This window comes from Streptomyces sp. EDA2-14 (assembly GCF_054963755.1).
This window is the reverse complement of record NZ_JBUEGE010000001.1, coordinates 128,713-149,566: the sequence shown is the minus strand read 5'-3', so window position 1 is coordinate 149,566 and position 20,854 is coordinate 128,713. Positions and strand designations below refer to the sequence as shown.

At 67.1% G+C, this 20,854-nt stretch carries 22 protein-coding genes and 1 tRNA gene; 14 read left to right on the top strand and 9 right to left on the bottom strand.

Annotation, left to right across the window (positions count from 1 at the left end; all coding sequences use genetic code 11):
• The first annotated feature begins 28 nt into the window (after positions 1-28).
• From ACY34M_RS00685 to ACY34M_RS00670, 4 genes are all read left to right on the top strand, one after another.
• Positions 29-1,009 carry a NaeI family type II restriction endonuclease gene (locus ACY34M_RS00685; RefSeq protein WP_462719053.1) on the top strand — a complete coding sequence of 327 codons (981 nt, stop codon included), beginning with the start codon at positions 29-31 and terminating at the stop codon, positions 1,007-1,009.
• A 42-nt stretch (positions 1,010-1,051) separates the two neighbouring features.
• Positions 1,052-2,464, top strand: coding sequence for a PIN-like domain-containing protein (locus ACY34M_RS00680; protein WP_462719052.1), 1,413 nt, complete (start codon positions 1,052-1,054; stop codon positions 2,462-2,464).
• A 180-nt stretch (positions 2,465-2,644) separates the two neighbouring features.
• Positions 2,645-3,385 carry an HNH endonuclease gene (locus ACY34M_RS00675; RefSeq protein ID WP_462719051.1) on the top strand — a complete coding sequence of 247 codons (741 nt, stop codon included), beginning with the start codon at positions 2,645-2,647 and terminating at the stop codon, positions 3,383-3,385.
• Between the two features lie 4 nt (positions 3,386-3,389).
• The gene (locus ACY34M_RS00670; RefSeq protein WP_462719050.1) at positions 3,390-3,860 is read left to right on the top strand and encodes a very short patch repair endonuclease; all 471 of its coding nucleotides are present in this window, start codon (positions 3,390-3,392) and stop codon (positions 3,858-3,860) included.
• Here the strand turns inward: ACY34M_RS00670 and ACY34M_RS00665 are convergent.
• Positions 3,857-5,047 carry a DNA cytosine methyltransferase gene (locus ACY34M_RS00665; protein ID WP_462719049.1) on the bottom strand — a complete coding sequence of 397 codons (1,191 nt, stop codon included), beginning with the start codon at positions 5,045-5,047 and terminating at the stop codon, positions 3,857-3,859. The genes ACY34M_RS00670 and ACY34M_RS00665 overlap by 4 nt on opposite strands.
• A gap of 161 nt (positions 5,048-5,208) precedes the next feature.
• On the opposite strand from ACY34M_RS00665, the gene ACY34M_RS00660 reads away from it, so the two are divergent.
• Entirely contained in the window at positions 5,209-5,952 is a 744-nt protein-coding gene (locus ACY34M_RS00660) for an HNH endonuclease (protein WP_462719048.1), read from the top strand.
• 5 nt (positions 5,953-5,957) lie between these two features.
• Here the strand turns inward: ACY34M_RS00660 and ACY34M_RS00655 are convergent, their stop codons facing one another.
• Positions 5,958-6,590 carry an ATP-binding protein gene (locus ACY34M_RS00655; protein ID WP_462719047.1) on the bottom strand — a complete coding sequence of 211 codons (633 nt, stop codon included), beginning with the start codon at positions 6,588-6,590 and terminating at the stop codon, positions 5,958-5,960.
• A 192-nt stretch (positions 6,591-6,782) separates the two neighbouring features.
• On the opposite strand from ACY34M_RS00655, the gene ACY34M_RS00650 reads away from it, so the two are divergent.
• The 7 genes from ACY34M_RS00650 to ACY34M_RS00620 all read left to right on the top strand — a co-directional run bounded on the left by ACY34M_RS00650 (position 6,783) and on the right by ACY34M_RS00620 (position 11,710).
• Complete coding sequence (locus ACY34M_RS00650) at positions 6,783-7,631, top strand: helix-turn-helix domain-containing protein (RefSeq protein ID WP_462719046.1); 849 nt, start codon at positions 6,783-6,785, stop codon at positions 7,629-7,631.
• Positions 7,628-7,855: a DUF397 domain-containing protein gene (locus ACY34M_RS00645; protein WP_462719045.1), complete on the top strand. Its 228-nt coding sequence runs from the start codon at positions 7,628-7,630 to the stop codon at positions 7,853-7,855. The genes ACY34M_RS00650 and ACY34M_RS00645 overlap by 4 nt, the downstream gene beginning before the upstream one ends.
• Positions 7,856-8,260: 405 nt before the next feature.
• The gene (locus ACY34M_RS00640) at positions 8,261-8,620 is read left to right on the top strand and encodes a hypothetical protein (RefSeq protein ID WP_462719044.1); all 360 of its coding nucleotides are present in this window, start codon (positions 8,261-8,263) and stop codon (positions 8,618-8,620) included.
• A gap of 151 nt (positions 8,621-8,771) precedes the next feature.
• A complete protein-coding gene (locus tag ACY34M_RS00635) occupies positions 8,772-9,611 on the top strand; it encodes a hypothetical protein (protein WP_462719043.1) in 840 nt (279 codons plus the stop codon).
• A 140-nt stretch (positions 9,612-9,751) separates the two neighbouring features.
• Positions 9,752-10,657, top strand: a complete 906-nt coding sequence (locus ACY34M_RS00630; RefSeq protein WP_462719042.1) for a maleylpyruvate isomerase family mycothiol-dependent enzyme — start codon at positions 9,752-9,754, stop codon at positions 10,655-10,657.
• A gap of 144 nt (positions 10,658-10,801) precedes the next feature.
• The gene (locus ACY34M_RS00625; RefSeq protein WP_462719041.1) at positions 10,802-11,275 is read left to right on the top strand and encodes a carboxymuconolactone decarboxylase family protein; all 474 of its coding nucleotides are present in this window, start codon (positions 10,802-10,804) and stop codon (positions 11,273-11,275) included.
• 126 nt (positions 11,276-11,401) lie between these two features.
• Positions 11,402-11,710: a hypothetical protein gene (locus tag ACY34M_RS00620; RefSeq protein ID WP_462719040.1), complete on the top strand. Its 309-nt coding sequence runs from the start codon at positions 11,402-11,404 to the stop codon at positions 11,708-11,710.
• Between the two features lie 2 nt (positions 11,711-11,712).
• On the opposite strand, the gene ACY34M_RS00615 is transcribed toward ACY34M_RS00620, so the two are convergent.
• The gene (locus ACY34M_RS00615) at positions 11,713-12,102 is read right to left on the bottom strand and encodes a VOC family protein (protein ID WP_462719039.1); all 390 of its coding nucleotides are present in this window, start codon (positions 12,100-12,102) and stop codon (positions 11,713-11,715) included.
• A gap of 34 nt (positions 12,103-12,136) precedes the next feature.
• Entirely contained in the window at positions 12,137-13,144 is a 1,008-nt protein-coding gene (locus ACY34M_RS00610) for a GlxA family transcriptional regulator (protein WP_462719038.1), read from the bottom strand.
• A gap of 72 nt (positions 13,145-13,216) precedes the next feature.
• Here ACY34M_RS00610 and ACY34M_RS00605 point away from each other — a divergent pair, with 72 nt between their 5' ends.
• On the top strand, positions 13,217-14,425 hold the full coding sequence (locus ACY34M_RS00605) for an MFS transporter (RefSeq protein WP_462719037.1): 1,209 nt from the start codon (positions 13,217-13,219) through the stop codon (positions 14,423-14,425).
• Here ACY34M_RS00605 and ACY34M_RS00600 read toward each other — a convergent pair whose 3' ends face one another.
• Together ACY34M_RS00600 and ACY34M_RS00595 are read right to left on the bottom strand one after the other, a co-directional pair.
• Positions 14,426-15,931 (bottom strand): MFS transporter, encoded by a 1,506-nt coding sequence (locus ACY34M_RS00600; protein ID WP_462719036.1) that lies wholly within the window; start codon positions 15,929-15,931, stop codon positions 14,426-14,428.
• Between the two features lie 137 nt (positions 15,932-16,068).
• Positions 16,069-17,562, bottom strand: coding sequence for a DUF445 domain-containing protein (locus ACY34M_RS00595; protein WP_462719035.1), 1,494 nt, complete (start codon positions 17,560-17,562; stop codon positions 16,069-16,071).
• A gap of 226 nt (positions 17,563-17,788) precedes the next feature.
• Between ACY34M_RS00595 and ACY34M_RS00590 the strand changes: the two genes are divergently transcribed.
• Positions 17,789-19,111: an SGNH/GDSL hydrolase family protein gene (locus ACY34M_RS00590; protein ID WP_462719034.1), complete on the top strand. Its 1,323-nt coding sequence runs from the start codon at positions 17,789-17,791 to the stop codon at positions 19,109-19,111.
• Between the two features lie 71 nt (positions 19,112-19,182).
• Here the strand turns inward: ACY34M_RS00590 and ACY34M_RS00585 are convergent.
• The 3 genes from ACY34M_RS00585 to ACY34M_RS00575 all read right to left on the bottom strand — a co-directional run bounded on the left by ACY34M_RS00585 (position 19,183) and on the right by ACY34M_RS00575 (position 20,785).
• Positions 19,183-19,266 (bottom strand) — tRNA-Leu (locus tag ACY34M_RS00585).
• Positions 19,267-19,307: 41 nt separating this feature from the next.
• Complete coding sequence (locus tag ACY34M_RS00580; protein WP_462719033.1) at positions 19,308-20,168, bottom strand: HNH endonuclease; 861 nt, start codon at positions 20,166-20,168, stop codon at positions 19,308-19,310.
• Complete coding sequence (locus ACY34M_RS00575) at positions 20,165-20,785, bottom strand: HNH endonuclease (protein ID WP_462719032.1); 621 nt, start codon at positions 20,783-20,785, stop codon at positions 20,165-20,167. The genes ACY34M_RS00580 and ACY34M_RS00575 overlap by 4 nt, the downstream gene beginning before the upstream one ends.
• Positions 20,786-20,854: the final 69 nt, after the last annotated feature.

The following is a 20,854-nucleotide window of genomic DNA, read 5'->3' as shown; positions in this document are numbered from 1 at the left end:
CAGCAACTCAGCGAACAGGAAGACGCAATTGCTCCCCTTCGACACGGACGAGGCCGCAGCCGCCTGGATCCCGAGCCAGGAGTCCATGAGGCAAGACTCGGAACTCATCTCAGTCGCCGACCACGTCCGGTCGCTCGATCCGGAAGGGAAGCGGTTCGCCGCAGTACTGCGTGACACCATCGACCAGCTCCTCAACGGTGAGGTGACAGGCCGCTACGACTGGAAGACGCTGTTCAAGACCGAGAAGACGCACGCAGGCACGTTGGTGGAGATCAACCTGCAACGCGAGTTCAAGTTCGATGACGGCGATGAAATGGACTACCAGATCGCAGGCGTGGACGTGGACTGCAAGTACTCCCAGCAGTTCGGCAGCTGGATGATCCCGCCGGAGGCCTTGGGGCACCTGTGTCTGGTGTTGTGGGCCAACGACTACAAGTCCCTATGGAGCGCAGGCATCATACGGATACGCCGCGAGTGGCTGAACGGCGGAAACAACCGGGATCTGAAGCACACGCTGAAGGCCGAACACCGGAATAAGATCCACTGGTTGTGGTTCGACGCCGAGCTTCCCGAGAACGTGCTGCTCCACATGAAGCCTGCCGACCGGACAGAGGTGTTTGCCCCGGCATCCGGGCAGCAGCGCTTGAACGAACTCTTCAGGCGAGCTCAAAGACGTCGTATCGGCCGGAACGTTGTCCGCACAGTCGCTCAGCAGAAGGACTACATGAAGCGCGTCCGCGGCAACGGCGGCTCGCGCTCCGCGCTGCGTTCCGAGGGGATCCTCATCATGGGAGACTACGCCAGCCACCAGGCCATTGCCTCCCAGCTGGGCGTTCCTGTTCCTCAGGAAGGCGAGTTCGTCAGCGCGCGCGTGATCAAAGCCCGGCCCGAGCACGCCTCTCAGCCACGGATCGAACTGGATGGCTTCACGTGGACCTGCGCCAAGCAAGGCGATCCTTACGAGCCCGGCCCGCTGCTCCCGGCACACACCACCCTCAGCGCCGCCTGAGTTCACGGGTGTCCTCTCCATACCAAGCAAGGAAGTTGAGCAGTGCCAGGCGATAGCCATCAGGCCAGCGAGTTGCCGCTGATGAGGCAGTACAGGGACTGGCTGCAGCAGAACCCACCGGACGACAGCCCTGACCGGGCGGCCTTCTTCGCTCAAGGCACCGTCGTACTGGATACGAATGTCCTCCTCAGCCTGTACGAGTACACACCGGATGCGCGGGCCGATGTCCTCCAAGCTCTCGAGTCCGTCCAGGAGCGCCTCTGGCTTCCACACCAAGTGGGTCTGGAATTCGTCAAAGGCCGCCACCGCGTAATCGCGGAGCGACAGAAGACACTGAAGGCCGCCCCGAACTCCATCAATAAGCACATGGGAGAGGCCAACAAGGCGATTATTGCGGCGAGACAGCTCGTGCAGGATTTGCTCGTCAAGTATGCCCGCGACACAGCAGGGAGCGATGAACTTTCCTCGCTCATTTCCAGCCAGTCCATCGATACACTACTTGGGGACTGGAAAAAGATACTCATCGCACGAGTAAAGGATCTGAGCGCAGGCAGCGATATATCTCTGCCCTCCGTCGACGCGACGGACCCAGTCTTGCCAAGGGTGGCCGAACTGTTCGGCGAGAACGTGGCCGCACAGCCCAACTCAGATGAGCTGAGGCAGCGCGTCGAGGAGGCATCCTCATACAGATTCCCTAATAAGATTCCCCCAGGATTCTCCGACGCAGGGAAAGGAACTCCCCTTGATGCGGCAGGTGACTACCTGCTCTGGGAGGAGGTCATTCAATTCTCTCGCACCAGACCAGATCGCGAGCATCTACTTTTCGTTTCCAACGACACAAAAGAAGACTGGTACGAGACAGAGAATGGCCGTAGCGTACGACCATGGCCCTCATTGGCCACGGAAATGAGAAACCGCGCAAAGACCGAGTTGCGCATCGAGACTCCCGGCCAATTCTACCGGGGAGTCAAAGAGTATCTGCATGCAGACATCGCCGAAGCGACATACGAAGAAATCGACCGGGCCGCAGAGACTCCAAGCACCCCTGTCATAACAGACTCTGAAGCGGTTGACGCAGTCGCCCCAGGCGAGTTGGTTCTTGCCGCCACCAAGGCCGCGGGACTAAGCCAGTCAGCCCTGCGCACGATGGGTGACCTGGCCGACGTCCAACGCCTTACATGGTGGCTGATTGGCGTCACTGTTCAACTACGCAGGCGCGCTCCGATCGACGACGAGCCCCAAGTCCTGCTTGAGGCAGCAACCCGCTCCGGAAAGTCCCTCTCTCCCCGCTGGCACCCGGGCGCCGCACTCCGACCAGACGAATGGCCTTACCAACGCGGCACCTGGATCGCGCCTTGGTTTTTCCAGGCCGTGAACAGCACATCACAAAGTGACAGAAGGGCACTCCAATCCCTCGCTGCTCAACAATTGGACTCCAAGTCCGGCTCCTTTTAAACAAGACCTCACCGCATAACCGGGTATGCGCACGCCCTACGCAGAGTCTCCCATTCCACCCGAGCGCACGTGCATGACCAGGCAACTCACACAGGCGGTTAAAAATTGCCCGAAATTGATACTCCCCCGCTACCCCAGCCTGGCTCACCAGAGCTGCAGAGTCTTTTCAACCTTGAGAGTGTGCGCGCGCTTTACGGTTTTCTTTATGAACGTCGCGATTCCCCTCCCACAACACGGGAGATCGAAGAATTCATCGCCGAGAAATTTGGCCAGGGACAGTCGGAATCAATGCGGCGGCTTCGTTCGCTGCGCGACTGCTTTGTGATTGAGCGCACTCAGCAGGGCAAGATCCACCACTACCGGCTCGCGGGCTGGAAGGGTGTGCACGCTGGGGGCATGCGTTCCAATGTGAGTGCCCGGGAGCGCGCCCAAGTGCTCGCCCCGCAGCGTTGCGCTCAGTGCGGTAGAACACCGCTTGACGATCACATCAAACTGGTCGTCGACCATAAGCTACCCGTGGCATGGGGTGGCACTAACGACACCTTTAATCTTCAGCCTCTTTGCGAAGAGTGCAACGGTGGCAAGCGTGACTTTTACGCGACCTACGACGTCTACTCGGAGCAGATCAAGGCCGCGGCGCAGCACGACGAGCCCCATGGCCGCATTGGCGAACTCCTTAAAGCTCTTCCGGGAGAATGGGTTCCCTCCGGACTCATCGGCGTGGTGGCCTCAATGTGGCAGTACCAGGACGACTGGGAACGGAGGTTGCGCGAGCTGCGAGTCCTTGACTGGGTCATCGAGAACCGCGTTCGCCGGCCCTCAGGCATGCCTCATGTCTCCGAGTACCGCCTCGTGCACTGGGAGCCGTGGCCTGAGGACCGCATAAAAGCCGAGATCGACAAGCGCAAGAGGTTGAAATAGCCCTATGGAAAACGGTTGGACTCCGCCGGAAGGATCTTGGGCCTCCTCGGCCGCGAGACGCCGCAACATGCAGGCCATTCGCAGCCGAGATACCAAGCCCGAGCAGTTGGTCCGTCGGCTCGTCCATGCCCAGGGCTTGCGTTACCGCGTGTCTGCCAGACCCCTGCCGGAAGTGCGACGCACAGCGGACATGGTCTTCCGCCCCGCCAAGGTAGCCGTCTTCATCGACGGCTGCTACTGGCACGGCTGCCCCGAGCACTACGTCCAGCCGAAGACCAACTCCGGCTACTGGTCAGACAAGGTGGCCCGGAACATGGCGCGCGACCAGGACACCAACAAGCAGCTCCAAGAAGCCGGATGGCTCGTGCTCCGGTTCTGGGAGCACGAGCCATCCGAGCAGTGTGCGGTTCAGATCGCGAATGAAGTCAGGCGCCGACGCAACGCGTTGAAATCAAGTCAGCGCAAGCCAAGTTAGTTCTTCGCGTCTCGCTCACGCGCCGCCCTAAGTACCTCAATGATCGACTTGCCGACAGCCGCCGCAACGGGCGGAGGGAAGGCGTTGCCGATTTGCCGGTACTGAGCCGTCTTGCCTCCCGAAAATTGCCAATCGCTCGGGAACCCCTGGATGATCGCCGCCTGCTTCACTGTGAGCATGGGACCGTCAGGACCGAAAAGGTCACGGTCCTCGCTCTCCTTCTTCGCGCACATGTCGATGTCGTTGGCAACGCCCATCCCAGATACCCCGAGCTGCTTCCAGGCAGCCTTAGCCCGGCTCGGTCCGAGATCAGCACCACCATGCTTCTTCGAGCCGCCGACAAGCGTGGGCGCGATACCGCCACCCTTTCCCTTCAGCTCGGCATCCCGCTCCTGCGCCTTCTGAAACCAGCGGTTGAACCGCTCACGCGCCCGATCGCCGTGAACACCATCGAAGTACTTGCCGTACCGCTCACGCATCGACTCTTCGAGCGCGGCCGCCACACTCACCGACTCCTCGTGCGTGGGGGTCGGCCACTCGTACTTCACGTCCTTAAGGACGTCTCTCCGGAAAGCCACCAAAATGCTTCGCGGGCGCAACTGCGGAACACCGAAGTCGCTGGCCTCCAGGACATCCCACTCGGCAACCTTGTATCCGATGCCGTCCAGAGTTACGAGCTGGCCGTCCTCTTCCCGGTACATACCGCCTTGCAGTTTCGCCTTGATCCAGTCGCGGTAGTTACTGAACTTCGGGTCCATGAGTCCCCGAACGTTCTCGATCATCACAGCACGCGGCTGGAGCTGCTTCACCAGCTGCAGCATCCGCGGGAACAGGTCGCGATCGTCTTCCTTGCCCAGTTGCTTACCCGCATGCGAGAAGGGCGGACACGGCACCCCGCCGGCCAGCAGATCCAGTCCATGCGCCCGAATCCGGTCCCCACTTGTAGGGAGATGCTTGTCCGGTTCGAAGTCGTTGACGTCGGTGGGAGGCAGAACGTCACAGTGCGTCCGCTCCCACTCCCAACCGCTCCGCTGCTTGATGTTCTCTGCCAGCGTCCTGGCCGCGTACTGATCGAGCTCGACTACCGCCAGGTGTCTGAAACCTGCCTGATGGAGGCCAATGGCTTGCCCTCCAGCACCAGCGCAGATCTCCACCGACGTGAACTCGGGCGGTTCCTTGTGAGTCATGCCCCCTCCTTACCGACTTGCACAGGCGGGCACTCTGAGTGCGACGCCATAACAGAGGGTGACATGACCCACTGACAACGAGACTCGAACCAGTTTGCAGTACCGCCCACGCTTCTCAGAACGCACCCTCCGCCACGCCGAACACTCATACGATATGGAGCATGCCTCGCTTCGACTGGTCTCGGGACGAACTTCTGCTCGCCTGCGCCCTCGTCTCGCGGAACGGCTGGCGTGAGCTGCGGCAGAACGACGAGGCGGTGGCCGACCTCTCCGAACTGCTCCGGTCCCTGCCGACCAACCAGGAAGCCGCCACCGACGACCCTCGGTTCCGCTCGCCCAACAGCGTCAGCCGCAAGACTACGGACATCGCCACGGCTCACCCCCAGCATGTGGGTGCCCGAACGCGGGGTGGTCGGCTGACCAGGGAGGTCGTCGCAGACTTTCTTGAACACCCGGACGAGATGACGGCTGCCGCAGATGCCCTTCGTGCCGGAATCAATTCCGGAGAGCTGCATGCGATCCCGCCTCAGCCCGACGAGATAAGTGAGGACGGAGAGGCTACGGCGCGAGAGGGACGACTTCTCGCCCGGTGGGCCATCTACCGGGAGCGTGACCGGGGTCTGCGCGATCGCAAGATCCGACACGCTCGGCAACGTCACGAGCGGATCTGCTGTGAAGTCTGCGCCTTCGATTTCCAGGACACCTACGGCGAACTGGGCAACGGCTACATCGAGGTCCATCACAAGCTCCCCCTCCACATATCCGGCCCTACGGAGACTCAGCTTGATGACTTGGCTTTTCTCTGTGCCAACTGCCATCGCATGTGCCACAAAACGTTCCGTGGTGAATCCTGGCGCACGCCGGGCGCTCTGCGGGACGAGATAGAGAAGTCCGTTCGCGGCTGATCCCACTACGGCGCTCCCAGCTCGGCCTCGTACCGCATCTGCGCCCAGTCGAGAACGTCGTCTGGACTGCTTCCGCCCGCTGCGCTCCAATGCAGCAGATCGGCGATCAGCCGCACCGCCGAGTCCTCAAGAACCGCCACACGCCCTCGTGGACCACTGGAAGGCAGCACGTCCTCCGCCGCATACCCCTCCAGAGCCGCTGCCGCCCGACGGACGGGACCAGGTTCCTTACTCGGTCCGGCGTTCAGCTCGCACCACGTCACCTTGCAGCCGGCCTTGATCTGCACACCCCATCGGACCGCCAGCGCATCAAGCAGCTTCATGCCGCGCCCGCCTTCGTCGTCATCCGCGGCGTGGAGAAGCGTGGGCAGCGCTCGTAGGTCCGGGTCCCGGACCTCGATACGGAGGAAGGTGCTGTTCATCAGCAGGCTCAGCTCCGTGGGGGTGCCGGTGCCCACGTGAGTGATGACGTTGGACACCATCTCGGTCACGCACAGTTGGGCGCAGTCGACGAGATCGTGCAGGCCCCAGTTCATGAGGTGCATCCGCACGATGCGACGCAGGCCGGCCAGTTCTTCGGGCTCGGCGGTGAAGGCCAGCTCCCAGGGCTTGCGACAGACACAGTTCTGCTGGAGCACAGGCTCGTCCTCTCCGTAGAGGTGCAACAACTCCCGCTTCAGGGGCACGAGTTCGCCGTCACCCCACGCAACACAGCGTGACCTCATCCGATCCCGATGTGCAATTTGCAGAATGGGATTCCTACCAACGAGTGATTGGCAGGCACGCCTCTTGGCGCGGAGACTGAGGCCCGCTATTAGGGAGGTGTCGAGATGGCTGGTTCTCCGACCGCGCGGCGTCGGCGGCTTTCGATCGAGCTGAAGAAGCTCCGCGAAGCAAGCGGGCTGACCTGCGCCCAGGTGGGCGCGGCAGTGGACTGGAGCGGCTCCAAGGTGAACCGGATGGAGACCGGCCACGGGCGCGTACAGCCGTCCGATGTCGATGCATTGTGTCGGTTGTACGAGACCAGCGACGAGATGCGCGATTTCCTCAAGTCCCTTGCCAGGCAGGCCAAGACCAAGGGCTGGTGGCAGGTTCACGGGTCCGGAGTCCCCGAGTGGTTCAACATCTACATCGGGCTGGAGCAGGAAGCGTCCTCGTTCCGGCAGTACCAGTGCGAGCTCGTGCCCGGCCTGACGCAGACCACCGCCTATATGACCGAGCTGCACATCGCCGGATCACACATGACGTCGGAGGACTCGGAGCGCGCGATCCGTGTACGGCAGGAGCGTCAGGAGATGCTGACGCGCGCGGACGCCCCGGACGCCTGGTTCATCATGAGCGAGGGTGCGCTCCGGAACGTCGTCGGTGACCGTGCCGTCATGCGTGATCAGCTCGAACATCTGCTGAATGTGGCCCAGTTGAAGTCCGTCACCTTGCAGGTTCTTCCCTTCGACTCGGGTACGCGCCCGGTGACAGGGGCGTTCACGGTCCTCGGCTTCCCCGACCAGGAAGACCCGGACGTGGTCTATCGCGACGGGATCACCGATGCGGTCTACCTCGAAGGGGACCATCATGTCCGTGAATACACGCGAGCGTTCGACGGACTGATGGCAGCCGCCCTGAGTCCGCAGCGTTCCCTCTTGCTGATCAAGAATCTGGTCAAGGAGTACGCAGGATGACCGCGAACCATTTCGAGGGCGAAGCTCAGATGGAGCGTGCGGGGCGACTCGCCTGGCTCAAGTCGTCGTACAGCAACGGCGCCGGGGGCGAATGCGTCGAGTGCGCTTCCGACGGCGGCGGTGACGTACTTGTGCGGGACTCCAAGCGTGCGGACGGTCCCGTGCTCGCCGTTACAGGTGGCGCCTGGGCCGGTTTCCTCGGCGGCCTCGGCAGCATGGAGTAGTCGGGTCCGGGCTCCTGGCACCCACTCAACCGCGATCACCGAGAGTTGTGAGGGCGTGGCGTGGCGTCCGGGTAGCTGACGGCACGGCGTTGGCGGGCGGCCATCAGCAGGCTTGCGGCGAGGCCGTAGACGTCGCTCGCCGGGGTCGGTGATGCCTGCCCTTCTTCGACGTCGTCCGACGCACCATCGGCACGGTGGCCGTGACGAGGGTGACGACGAAAGCAACGGCCTGGTCCGCGATCATCTCGGCTCGGGCACGGGGCTCCTTGTCCCGATACATCGTTCGTAGACTCTCAGCGCTGCGTGCCGACCTCACGTCGCTGGACGGAGATCCTCGGGTCAGTGAACTTGACGATGAGCTGCGGTTGTTGGCCGCAAGCTGAAGCAACGATGAGAGGTGGCAGCGTGAGCGACATCGAGGGTGGCAAGGTCTTCCGCGAAGCTTGGATCGCCGGAGTGAACAAGCACTTTCCTGGTGATCCGAAGGCGTCCTACGTCACGCCGTGGGACGACACACCGGAGTGGGAGCGCCAGGCCGCAGGGGCGGTGTTCGACCAGGTCGTTCAGTTCCTGGAGCTGTCGGAGCGGAATGCCACCCGGCTGAGCCGCGAGCAGAAGGGGCGTTTCGTCGCCACCTGCTGGACGGCGCAGATGTACAAGCACTTCGGCGACCCGAAGCCCGCCTACGTCGCCGACTGGCCCGGCCTTCCGGAGTGGCAGCAGGAGACGGACGCCGACATCTTCGAGGCGATTGAGCAGGTCTGAGCGCACACGACGCGCGGAGTTGAGGGCCTTGGCCAGAGATTGCCAAGCCGCAACCCCTGTGTCACTCTCCGTTCATACAAGTTCACACGACACAGGCGACCCCCGCGAGGCGGCAACCTCCGGGGGTCCGGCACAGGAGAAAGCACCTCCCATGCAGGTTCATCGTATCCGTCGGCATGACCGGGACTTCACCGTCATCGCCAACAAAGCCATCCGTGATCCGCGGATCTCCCATACTGCGCGCGGGATTCTCGCGTACGTGCTGTCGCTGCCGAGCGGCGCACAGGTCAACGTCCGGACTCTCAGCGACGGTTTCCCGCAGGGGCGGCTTGCCGTCTCCAAAGCCGTCAAGGAGTTGCGGGAGATGGGGTATTGGGTCACTCGGACCGAGCGGGACTGTCGCAGTAAGCGGATCGTCTCCAGCGTTGATGTGTACGAGCTTCCTGAGCTTCGTGCTTCTACGGGGGCCGGTGAGCCGGTTCCCGGCCGGGTGGGAACCGGGGAACCGGGAGCGAATTCCCCTGGCGGGGAGGACTTCTATAAGGACGGGAGGAAGGACCCTCCCCTCCCTCCCGTGGCCACCACAAAACCCGAGGCCGAGAACGAAGTTGGCCGTGATCCGCGTGCCGACGAAAGTGCCCGTATCCTGCGGCGGCTCGGTGGCGTCGACGCTCGGTTGCGGCTCTCCGAGCGGAGTGTGCGGGAGTTGGTGCCCGAGGTGTCGAGGTGGCTCGATCGGGGGGCCTCCGCCGTCGAGATCATCGATGCCGTGAGCGCCGGGCTGCCCGCCAAGGTGTACTCGGCCGCCCGGCTCGTCGGGGATCGGCTCGTGCGGAAGCGGCCTGAGCGGAAGCGGGTCTGGCGGGCGGTCTTCGAGTGTCCCGAATGCCGCGATCCGTTGCCCTGGGGGCAGGAGGGCGGCATGTGTCGGTCGTGCAGGGTGAGTTCGGGTGAGGCTGTACACGCCCGCTGCGTCGCTGCCGGAGGCTGAGCCAACAGGGGAGGCGCAGATTGTGGGGGTCTCCATCTTTCTACTTCCTTCGGGTTCCTCTGGCAGAAGCACCTATCCAGCCGCGACGAGAGCCGTAGCTTTCTGAGGAGGGGCAGGGTGTGGGAAGGAGGGTGCTCGTGATGGGGGTCGACTATGTCGCGAGTTTCCGGCGGGAAGTGACGGCCTTCGAGGCGTGTGTGCGGGGCGGTGTGGGGCGTGACGTTTCCCTGGTGTCGTCGTCGCGTCCCGGGTGGTCGGTGGCGGATCTCGTTCTGCATCTGGGGGTCGTGCACCGGCAAGTGGCCCACATCGCCGGGGCCGAGACCTCGCAGCGGCCCGAGCGGCTCGAGGACGCATCCCTGCTGCGGTTACCTGCCGTCCCGGAGGGCGGAGGGGTGTCCGGGGAGCTGCTCGACTGGTTCAGGGACGGGGCCGACCGGCTCGAGAAGGTGTTTGCCGCGCGGGATCCGGCCGAGCCGGTGTGGTCGTGGGCGGTCGGGCCGAGCAGGACGAGCGGGCCGGAGGCCGATACGGATGGGGGTCCGTTCAATCGGCGGTCCGTCGGGTTCTGGTTGCGGTTGCAGGCCATCGAGGCAGCCGTGCACCGGTGGGACGTCGAGGCGGCCGTCGGTGAGCCCGCGCCCGTGGAGACCTGGCTCGCCGCCGATGCCGTCAGCCACGCATTCGAGGTGCTGGCCCCGGCGCGGCGGGCCTGGGGGCAGATGGTGCCGGGGCGGGGCGAGCGGCTGCGGTTCACGCAGCTCGACGGGTTCCGCAGTTGGATCGTGCAGGTCGACCCAGAGGACGTGCTGCTCAATCAGGGGTCCGGGTGCTGCCTCGTCGAGCTGGCGGGTTCGGTGTCCGACCTGATGCTGCATCTGTGGCAGCGCATTCCTCGTACGGCGTTGAGGGTGCGCGGCGACGAGGCGCTTCTCGACCGGTACCTCCCCTCACCGGCGCCGTGGGCGTCCACCGAGTGCTGTCCACCGGTCACACCGGTACCCCGCGGACAGGACCCCGCCGCCGGGCCGAGTGCCTACCCCTGAGCACCGGCCCGCCACCGGCCGACAGTCGACCCGACACCCGTGAGACCCACGTCACACACCCCCGTGTCACACCCCCGCTCCCCGCTCCGTCACATCTACGTAGCCACCAAGCAGGCACGTACACGACGAACCCAGGAGCCCGCCATGGAAGCCCGCCTCAACCCCTTCACCAGCCCGCTCGCCGGGAAGGTCATCAAGCACATCAACTCCGCCGGGAAGGTCGTCGCCGAGTCCGGCGTACCCGCCGCCACGCAGGAGCTCGTGAAGATCCGGGCCAGCCAGATCAACGGGTGCGGGTTCTGCACCGACATGCACACCAAGGACGCCGCGCACGCGGGTGAGGACGTGCAGCGGCTGCACCTCGTCGCGGCCTGGCGCGAGGCCACCGTGTTCACGGACGCCGAGCGCGCCGCCCTTGAGCTGACCGAGCAGGGGACGCGGATCGCCGACGCGGCCGGCGGCGTGCCGGACGAGGTGTGGGCGAACGCCGCGAAGCACTACGACGAGGAGCAGCTCCTCGCCCTCGTCTCCCTCATCGGCCTCATCAACCTCTACAACCGCATGAACGTCATCGTTCAGATGCCCGCCGGTTCGTACCAGCCCGGCCAGTTCGGCTGATACGAACCGGCGGGGCAGGCCCGGGCGCGACCCCCGAGGGCCGCGCCCGGGCCGCCGGGCGTAACCTCACAAAAGAGACACGCCTCAAGGCAACCCGAAGACCCGAAGACACCGGAGGTTCACCCCATGGCCCGCACCCTCCCCACCGCCCCGATAGCCGCCGCCGGACTCGTCGGTGGGTACGCCACCGCCCGGTTCACCAAGAAGCGGCCGCTCGGTGGGGCCGTGCTCGCCGTGGCCGGGGCCGCCGCCGCGACGCAGTGGACGAAGACGCGGGGCGGGAAGGTCGCGGGCGCGCTCACGGGGGCGTACGTCGCCGCGTTCGCGGGGTCGCACCCGCTGGCCAAGAAGGTGGGCGCGTGGCCCGCAGTATTCGGGGTCGCGGGTGCCGTGGCCGCCGCGTCGTACGTCCTCGTGGACCGCAAGGCCGCCTGAGGTCACTCCTGACGGGCGTGCGTCAGGACGTTCACCACCTTGCCCTGCGGGTCCCGTACGAAGAAGCGGCGCACGCCCCACTCCTCGTCCCGCAGGTCGTGGACGATCTCGGCGCCCGCCGCGAGCATCGCCTCGTACACCGCGTCGACGTCGTCCACCTCCACGCTGATGTCCGGCACCACCGCGGCCGTCGCCTCGTGCGTGAAGAACTGGATCTGCGCCGTGGGGTTGGAGGGCGAGACCAGGGTCATGATCCAGCCCATGTTCGCGGCCTCGCGGAAGCCGAGCGTGCCGTAGAAGTCACGGTTCACCGCCATCGCCGCGTCGTCGGAGACGGTCACGTTCGGGACTGCTCGGCGTACTGTGCGGATGTGCGCGTCGTCGGTCGCCATGCCGGTCATCGCCCCCTGAGTGTCGCCATGGCGGTCATCGTCCCCTGAATGTCGCGCGGTACGCCCCCGGCGACACCCCCAGCAGCGCCTGGAAGTGCTGGCGCAGGGACGTGCCGGAGCCGAAGCCGGTCTCCGCCGCCACGCGGTCCACCGTGTGGTCCGTCTGTTCCAGCAACTCGCGTGCGCGGTCGACCCGTTGGCGGTTGAGCCAGGTCATCGGGGTGACGCCCGTCTCCTCGCGGAAGCGGCGGTTGTACGTGCGGACCGACATGGCGTCACGGGCCGCCAGCTGCGCCAGCGTGAGCGGCTCCGCCAGCCGTGCCTGCGCCCACTCCCGGGACGCCGAGGTCGAGGTCGCCCCCGTCTCCTCGGCCGGGACCGGGCGCTGGATGTACTGGGCCTGGCCGCCCTCCCGGTGCGGGGGCACCACCGTGCGGCGCGCGACCTCCGCCGCCACCGCCGCGCCGTGGTCCTCGCGGATCATGTGCAGGCACAGGTCGATGCCCGCCGCCTCCCCGGCCGAGGTCAACACCCGTCCCTCGTCCACGTAGAGGACGTCCGCGTCGACCGTCACCGACGGGAACGTGCGCGCGAAGTGGGCCGAGGACATCCAGTGCGTCGTCGCCCGGCGGCCGTCCAGGAGGCCCGCCGCCGCGAGGACGAACGAACCCGTGCAGATGGAGGCGACGCGGGCGACGCCGGGTGAGCGCAGCGCCTCCGTCAACTCCGGCTCCAGGCCGCTCGGTTCGAGATGTTCGTCCGTCTCGTGCGAGGCCGGGACCAGGACCGTCTCCGCCCGCGCCACCGCCTCCAGGCCGTGCTCCGCGTAGATCGGGAAGTCGGCGTCGGTGCGGACGCGGCCGGGGCGGGGCGCGCACGTCGTCACCTCGTAGAGCCGCTCCCCCGTGGACGGGTCGCGGGCCGTGCCGAAGAGCTGGTGGACCAGGCCCAGCTCCATGGGCAGCACGCCGTCCCGCACCAGGACCGCGACCTGCCCCGGCTCCCTCCCCCTCGCCCTCTCACGTCGAGTCATCATGGCCATGGCCAGATTCTTTCACACCATGACCATCTGGCCAGTCGTGCCGCCCCACCCTCCCGGCGCAGGGTCGTAGGCATGGACAGAAAGTGGATCGTCGCCAGTGGCGCCGCCCTCGCCATCGTCGTCGCCGGATCCTTCAGCACGCTGGCCGGGCTGCTCGTCGGGCCGCTGCACGAGGAGCTGGGGTGGTCGCGCTCGGCCATCGGGTTCGGCTCACTCGTGAACATGGTCGTGTACGGGGCCACCGCGCCCCTTGCCGCCGCGCTCATGGACCGGATCGGGATGCGGCGGGTCGCCACCGGAGCACTGGGGCTCGTCGGGCTCGGGACGCTGCTCGCCACCACCATGACCGCGCCCTGGCAATTCGCGCTCTACTGGGGTGTGTTGGTCGGCGTCGGGACCGGGGCGACCGCCACCACCTTCGCCGCCACCGTCACCGAGCGGTGGTTCGTGACGCGGCGGGGGCTCGTCGCCGGGATCCTCACGGCGGCCGGCGTGGTGGGGCAGTTCGTGTTCCTGCCGTTGCTGTCGTGGGTGATCGACGGGTGGGGGTGGCGGGTCGCCGCGTACGGGCTCGCGCTCGCCGCCGCGGGCGCGCTGCCGCTCGTGTACGCCGCCGTACGCGATCCGCGCGCCACTCCTCGTACGGAGACGATCCCGCGGCCACACGTCAACTTCCTGCGCAGCGGCGCCTTCTGGCTGCTCGCCGGCACCTTCGCCGTCTGCGGCGCCTCCACGAACGGCGTCATGTGGACCCACTTCGCGCCCGCCGCGCACGACCACGGGATGCCGACGACCGTCGCCGCCTCGCTGCTCTCCCTCATCGGGATCTTCAACGTCGCCGGGACCATCGGCTCCGGATGGGCCACCGACCGCATGGACCCCCGGCGGCTGCTCGCCGCGTACTACGCGCTGCGGGGACTGTCCCTCCTCGCGCTTCCCCTGCTGCTGAGCGCGAGCGTGAATCCGCCGCTCGTCGCGTTCACCGTCGCCTTCGGGCTGCTCGACGTCGCCACCGTGCCGCCGACCATCGCGCTCGCCCGCGCCCACTTCGGCTCCGCCGCCCCCTTCGTCTTCGGCTGGGTGAGCGCCGCACACCAGGTGGGCGCGGGCTCGGTGGCGTACGTCGGAGGCGCGGTCCGGGACGTCTTCGGCTCGTACGACCTGGTGTGGGTGGGGGCGGGTGTGCTGTGCGCGGCCGCGGCCCTGCTCGCCCTCACCATCGGGCGCGAGGGCGCGGTCGACGTGTGCGCGGAGCGCCGGCCGTACGCCGGTGCCCGCTGATCAGACGGGCGCCCCCTCCCGCGGCCGCGCCGCCGACAGCGGCTGGGCGATGTCCTCCAGGGAGCGCCGCTCCGCCCGCACCGCGAACACCGCCGCGACCAGGCCCGCCACGCACATCAGCGCGGCGCCGATCTGGAAGGCGAGGACCGTGTCGCCGACCTTGCCGGACTCCGTGAGGCCCGCGAACAGCAGCGGACCGCTGATGCCGCCGGCCGCCGTACCGACCGCGTAGAAGAAGGCGATCGCCATCGCGCGGGTCTCCATCGGGAAGATCTCGGAGACCGTGAGGTACGCGCTGGAGGCGCCGGCCGACGCGAAGAACAGGACCACGCACCAGCAGGCCGTGAGCGTCGTCGCGGTCAGCGAGCCGCGGTCGAACAGCCAGGCCGTGCCGAAGAGGAGGAGACCGGACAGGAGGTACGTCGACGAGATCATGATGCGGCGGCCGACCGTGTCGAAGAGCTTGCCGAGCAGCAGCGGGCCCACGAAGTTGCCGGCCGCGATGACCGCGAAGTAGTAGCCGGTCGAACCGGTCGGCACGTCGAAGAACGTGGTGAGGATCGCACCGAAGCCGAAGGTGATCGCGTTGTAGAGGAACGCCTGGCCGATGAAGAGGGAGAGCCCCAGAGTGGTGCGGCGCGGGTACGAGCGGAAGACCGTACGGGCGATCTCCACGAAGCCGATGCTCTTGCGCTGGTGGATGGTGATCTCCCCGGCGGGCGGCGGGAGTTCGGCGTCGCCCCGCTCGGCGCGCACACGTTCCTCCACCCCCGTCACGAGCGATTCGGCCTCCTCCGCCCTGCCGTGGATGAACAGCCAGCGGGGACTCTCGGGGACGTTGCGCCGCACGAGCAGGACGACCAGACCGAGGACGACGCCGAGACCGAAGGCGAGCCGCCAGCCGACGTTCATCGCGAACAGGTCCGTGTCGAGCGCGACGATCGAGAGCAGCGAGCCGCCGATCGCGCCGAGCCAGAAGCTGCCGTTGATGATCAGGTCGACGCGGCCGCGGAAGTTCGACGGGATCAGCTCGTCGATGGCCGAGTTGATGGCCGCGTACTCACCGCCGATGCCGAAGCCGGTGAGGAAGCGGAAGAGGAAGAACCACCAGGAGGAGAAGGAGAGGGCCGTGAGGGCCGTCGCCGCGAGGTAGACCGCCAGGGTCACCAGGAAGAGCTTCTTGCGGCCGAACCGGTCGGTGAGCCAGCCGAAGAACAGCGCGCCGACGCAGGCACCCGCCACGTACAGCGCGGCGGCGACGCCGGTGACCTGCGCGGACGAGATCGGCAGTCCGCTGCCGGACTCGGAAAGACGGCCGGCGATATTGCCGACGATCGTGACTTCGAGGCCGTCGAGGATCCATACGGTGCCGAGGCCGATCACCACCATCCAGTGCCAGCGCGACCACGGCAGACGGTCGAGGCGGGCCGGGACGGCCGTGGTGACGGTGGCTCCGCCGGTTCGGGGGGCGGGTTGCTTCCGGGGCTTCTGGTGCGCTCGGGACATCGACCCTCCTCGTTGAGGGAATGGGTCGTCCGAGTCCCCCGCCCACCAGGGGTTACGCCCACGGGGCTCCGCCCCGGACCCCGCTCCTCAAGCGCCGGAGGGGCTGGATATTCGCCGGGCGGGGGCCGGGTATGGCGCTACGCCCCCAGCGCCCGCGACACCGTGTAGATCAGCAGGCCCGCCAGTGAACCCACCACCGTGCCGTTGATCCGGATGAACTGCAGGTCGCGGCCGATGTGGGCCTCGATCTTGCGGGTCGTGTGCTCGGCGTCCCAGCCCGCCACCGTGTCGGTGATGAGAGACGTGATCTCCGCGCGGTACGTCGTCACCACGTACACCGCCGCGCCCTCCACCCAGCCGTCCACCTTCGAGCGGACGTCCGGCTCCGACGACATCCGGCGGCCCAGCGACAGCAGCGACGCCCGCACCCGCAGGCGCAGCTCGCTGCGCTCGTCCTCGGCCGCCGCGACGATCATCTGGCGGACCGCGGACCAGGCGGAGGCGATGATGTCCTGCACCTCGGAGCGGCCCAGGATCTCCGACTTCAGGCGCTCCACCCGGTCACGGGTGTCGGTGTCGCCCTGCAGATCGGCCGCGAAGTCGCCGAGGAAGCGGTCGAGCGCGCCGCGCGCCGGGTGGCCCGGCATGTCCCGCATCTCCGTGACGAAGCGGAGCAGCTCCTTGTAGACGCGCTCGCCCACCCGCTTGTCGACGAACCGGGGCGTCCAGCCGGGGGCGCCGCCCTGCACGGCGTCCATCACCGAGTCGGAGTGCAGCACCAGCCAGTCGTGCGCGCGGGCGCACACCAGGTCGACGATCCGCTTGTGGCCGCCGTCCGCCACCACCTTCTCCAGCATCTTGCCGAGGCCCGGCGCGATCTCCGCGTTGTCGGCGCGGCGCGTGATGGCCTCGCCGACGATCGCCTGCACGTCCGAGTCGCGCAGCACGGTCAGGGCGCCCCGCAGCGCCGTCGCCGCCTCCGCCGTCACCCGATCGGCGTGCTCCGGCTCGGCGAGCCAGGTGCCGAGGCGGCTGGCGATGCCGACGGAGCGCAGCCGGTCCCGTACGACGTCGCCGGAGAGGAAGTTCTCCCCGACGAATTCACCGAGCGAGGCGCCCAGCTGGTCCTTCTTGGTGGGGATGATCGCCGTGTGCGGAATGCGCAGGCCCAGCGGGTGGCGGAACAGGGCGGTGACCGCGAACCAGTCGGCGAGCGCGCCCACCATGCCGGCCTCGGCCGCGGCCGCCACGTAACCGGTCCAGGCGCCCGCGCCCGTGTGCTCCGCCCACGTCGTGAGGACGTAGACGAGCGCGACGAGGACCAGCAGCCCGGTCGCCGTCAGCTTCATCCGGCGCACGCCGCGCCGCTTCTCCTCGTCCGCCGCGGTGAACTCGGCGACGAAGCGGCGTGCGGGGCGGGTGGTTCCACTGGTTCCGGCGTGGCCGGATTGGCCCGATGTGGCGCGGGAATGCTGTGTGTTGTCCGCTTCAGAACGTTCAGGGCTTTCGGACCGTTCGGAACCTTCGACTGCTTTACCGGCCACTTCGACCGCCTTGTCCGCCGGGGCGCCCGAGGCCCCGCTCCCGGCGCCGCCCGTCCCCTGCGCCCCGCGCTTCACGTCGCCGTCCACTCAGCCCACTCCACATCGGTCATCGGCCCGTCTCGTCGACTCCGGCTTCGACTGTCGTTCGCCTCACACATTCTCCCTTCCTGACCGACTCCCGGAACGAACCAAAGGTTCCCGGCGTCTGACTGTCCGGAGGGGGGCAGTGTCGGCCCCATCCCGCCCCATGACGCATCATGGGTTCATCACACCGGAGCCTCGGGCTCCCCCTGCTCGAGGAGACAGACACCGCATGACCAAGCGTCACGGTTATGCCTTGTTGGCCGCGCTCGTGGCGGTCGTCGTGATGTTCTCGGCCGCCATCTACGTGGGATTCTCCGGATTCCTCGGCGGCGACGACGACAATGTCGAGGCCGGCGGCGCACACCCGCGCGGCTCCGCCGCCCCCGCCTCCACCGGAACCTGGGCCGGCAGCTGGTCCGCATCCCCCGCCGGCGGCGAGCCCGGCACGGAGCGGAACGGGTTCTTCGGCCACTCCATCCGCAACATCGTGCACACCAGCGTCGGCGGCAACGCCGCGCGCATCACCCTCTCGAACCTGTACGGGCAGTCGCCCCTGCGCATCACGCACGCCTCGATCGCCGTGGCCTCGGCGCCCAACAACCCGACGGCCCTGTCCGACACGATGCGCCGCCTGACGTTCTCCGGGAACACCTCGGTCGTCATCCAGCCCGGCGAGCAGGCCGTCAGCGACGCGCTGCGGATCACCGTGCCGAGCGACTCGGACATGCTGGTCACCTCGTACTCGCCGACGCCGTCCGGACCGGTCACGTACCACCCGCAGGCCCGCCAGATGTCGTACGTCGCCCGTGGCGACCGCACCGAGGACCCCAGCGGCACGCTCTACAACCAGCAGAGCCCGTACTGGCGCTACCTGAGCGCCCTCGACGTGCTCAGCAACGAGGCGCAGGGCACCGTCGTCGTCGTCGGCGACTCCCTCACGGACGGCATCACGTCCACGATGGGCGCCAACCGCCGCTGGACGGACATACTCGCCGAGCGACTGCGCACCGAGTCGGACGCGCCGCGCTACGGCGTCGTCAACCAGGGCATCAGCGGCAACCGGATACTGGCCGACGGCTTCGGCCGCCCCGCCAACAACCCGAGCGGCCTCTCCCGCTTCGACCGGGACGCGCTCGGCCGCTCCGGCGTCCGGGCCGTCATCATCGACCTCGGCATCAACGACATCCTGCGCACCCCGCAGCAGACCGACGCCACGAAGATCGTCGACGGCCTGCGCCAGATGGTCCGCCAGGCGCACGCGCGCGGCCTGCGGGTCGTCGGGGCGACGCTCATGCCGTTCCAGGGCCACCCCGGCTACCGCCCGAACCTGGAGGCGGTCCGCCAGGGCGTGAACCAGCAGATCCGCGCCGGCAAGATCTTCGACAGCTACGCGGACTTCGACCGCGCCCTGCGCGACCCGTACAACCCCCGCCGCCTCCTGGACCAGTACGACTCCGGCGACCACCTCCACCCGAGCGACGCGGGCTACCGCAAGATGGCCGAGTCCATCGACCTGTCGTCGCTGCGGGGGTCCACGGGAGCGGAGCTCTAACCGGGACGGGCCGAGAGGCCGACGACGTACGACGAAGGGCGCCCTCGCTGACGGGGGCGCCCTTTCGTGTGTGCGGCTGGAGGGACTCGAACCCTCACGGGATTTCTCCCACGGGCTCCTAAGGCCCGGGCGTCTACCAATTCCGCCACAACCGCAACAAACCAGACATTGCGCCTGGCTGGCGCGTTCCGCCCCGTCAGTGTACGGCGATGTTGCTCGACACGGGAGCTCGCCTGGCTCCACGGCACCAAGTTCTGGTCAGCGCATGACAGTTGGGGCACAGGTAACGCAGGTTTCCCCGGCGGTTGTCCAGCGAGTCTGCGTTGATGTGGTCGATTTCCAGGACCAGCCTCTTCCCGTGCCACGACTCGCCCTGGCCGCATTCGACGCACGCGCGTGGCACGCCGATCTCGTCGAGCGCGCGGCGCAATAGATGCGAACGCGTGCGGCGCGCCCCCGCCCCCTGGAGAACCAGGATCTCTTCGGCATGCCTGCGCCTCGGCGACCTGACTCCAGCATAGTGACCTTGCCCGACAAAGTGCTCCGTGGAGAGCCCGTACTCGTCGATGCTGCGTGCAGCCCGAGCACGTGCCGCCCCGTTGTAGGCATCGAAACCCAGGCGACGCATGAGGTTGGCCAGGCTGTGCGAAGCTGCGACAGCCGCCGTGAGCTCCCGCTCGGGCAGGAGGTCCTGGCAGCGCCGCGCGCGCGGTGGCACGAAGTGGCTGATGTCGATGTCGAAGTGAGCAAGCCTCCGCTTCACGTGCTGATACGGGCCATCCTCGGGTGGGATGCCCATGTGGACGAACATCTCCCGGATGCTGGTAGAGCGCGATGCAGCTTCGGCGAGCACCTCCTTGGCGTACGACCGCTTCGGACGTGTGGGGAGCGGTTCCTCCTGAAAATGGGACGTGTCGATCCCGTAGTGGACCAGGCGCTGCCGCAGATAGTTGTAGGGCTTGCTGCCCACCGGCGCACCGACGCGGCGCATCAGATCGACCAGGCTGGACGATTCCCTGGCCACCTCCACCAGCACAGAGCGGGGGTACTTGCTCATTCCGCGCCCCGCTTCCGGCCGCGATAAGTGTCCGTCACCGTATGACAGTTGGGGCACAGCAGCCGCAGGTTCTCCGGGCGGTTGTCCCACCACGCGCCACTGAGGTGATCGACCTCGAGCGGAATCGGTTGCCCTTGCCACCGCGACAGACCACACGCCACACACTGCTCCGGGACACCGAGTCGTATCAGTTCCCGACGAAGACGAACCCCGGGGACCCGCCCACCCTCCGGGGAGCGCAAGGTCAGTGGGCTCGTCAAATCCTTGTTGGCCTTCTGCCTCGGCGAAGTGAAGTGCGAGGTATCGATCCCGAATGCCGCGATCCGGCGACCGATGTGAGCCTGATTGCCGCCAACATCATTGATGCCCAGGCGTCGCACCACCTCCCGGACGCTCCGCGATTCTGCAACGGCCGCCCGCAACGCCTCCTCCGTATGCCGCACCGCCCCGTGCTGGAAGTGCGAGGTGTCGATCCCGGCCTCGGCCATCTTCCGATGCAGGTACCGCTTGCTGTATCGCGTCGGCTCACCCCCGAAGAGCCGAACCGCCTCGTCCCACGACCCCGCGCTCCGCGCCGCCGCCTCAAGCAGCTCCCGCGTGTACCGCTGCCCACCCATGTGAACCCTCCCCTTTCGGCCACCCGTTCGCGGCCTCGTACAGGGCAACGAAACGAAAATCGGACCGTC

What these genes read in the sequence shown, in the direction of transcription:
- ACY34M_RS00670 (WP_462719050.1), top strand. Translation starts at nt 3,390, where the DNA reads ATGGAAAACGGTTGGACTCCGCCGGAAGGATCTTGGGCCTCCTCGGCC.
- ACY34M_RS00665 (WP_462719049.1), bottom strand. Translation starts at nt 5,047, where the DNA reads ATGACTCACAAGGAACCGCCCGAGTTCACGTCGGTGGAGATCTGCGCT.
- ACY34M_RS00660 (WP_462719048.1), top strand. Translation starts at nt 5,209, where the DNA reads ATGCCTCGCTTCGACTGGTCTCGGGACGAACTTCTGCTCGCCTGCGCC.
- ACY34M_RS00650 (WP_462719046.1), top strand. Translation starts at nt 6,783, where the DNA reads ATGGCTGGTTCTCCGACCGCGCGGCGTCGGCGGCTTTCGATCGAGCTG.
- ACY34M_RS00645 (WP_462719045.1), top strand. Translation starts at nt 7,628, where the DNA reads ATGACCGCGAACCATTTCGAGGGCGAAGCTCAGATGGAGCGTGCGGGG.
- ACY34M_RS00635 (WP_462719043.1), top strand. Translation starts at nt 8,772, where the DNA reads ATGCAGGTTCATCGTATCCGTCGGCATGACCGGGACTTCACCGTCATC.
- ACY34M_RS00630 (WP_462719042.1), top strand. Translation starts at nt 9,752, where the DNA reads ATGGGGGTCGACTATGTCGCGAGTTTCCGGCGGGAAGTGACGGCCTTC.
- ACY34M_RS00625 (WP_462719041.1), top strand. Translation starts at nt 10,802, where the DNA reads ATGGAAGCCCGCCTCAACCCCTTCACCAGCCCGCTCGCCGGGAAGGTC.
- ACY34M_RS00620 (WP_462719040.1), top strand. Translation starts at nt 11,402, where the DNA reads ATGGCCCGCACCCTCCCCACCGCCCCGATAGCCGCCGCCGGACTCGTC.
- ACY34M_RS00615 (WP_462719039.1), bottom strand. Translation starts at nt 12,102, where the DNA reads ATGGCGACCGACGACGCGCACATCCGCACAGTACGCCGAGCAGTCCCG.
- ACY34M_RS00610 (WP_462719038.1), bottom strand. Translation starts at nt 13,144, where the DNA reads ATGGCCATGATGACTCGACGTGAGAGGGCGAGGGGGAGGGAGCCGGGG.
- ACY34M_RS00605 (WP_462719037.1), top strand. Translation starts at nt 13,217, where the DNA reads ATGGACAGAAAGTGGATCGTCGCCAGTGGCGCCGCCCTCGCCATCGTC.
- ACY34M_RS00600 (WP_462719036.1), bottom strand. Translation starts at nt 15,931, where the DNA reads ATGTCCCGAGCGCACCAGAAGCCCCGGAAGCAACCCGCCCCCCGAACC.
- ACY34M_RS00590 (WP_462719034.1), top strand. Translation starts at nt 17,789, where the DNA reads ATGACCAAGCGTCACGGTTATGCCTTGTTGGCCGCGCTCGTGGCGGTC.
- ACY34M_RS00580 (WP_462719033.1), bottom strand. Translation starts at nt 20,168, where the DNA reads ATGAGCAAGTACCCCCGCTCTGTGCTGGTGGAGGTGGCCAGGGAATCG.
- ACY34M_RS00575 (WP_462719032.1), bottom strand. Translation starts at nt 20,785, where the DNA reads ATGGGTGGGCAGCGGTACACGCGGGAGCTGCTTGAGGCGGCGGCGCGG.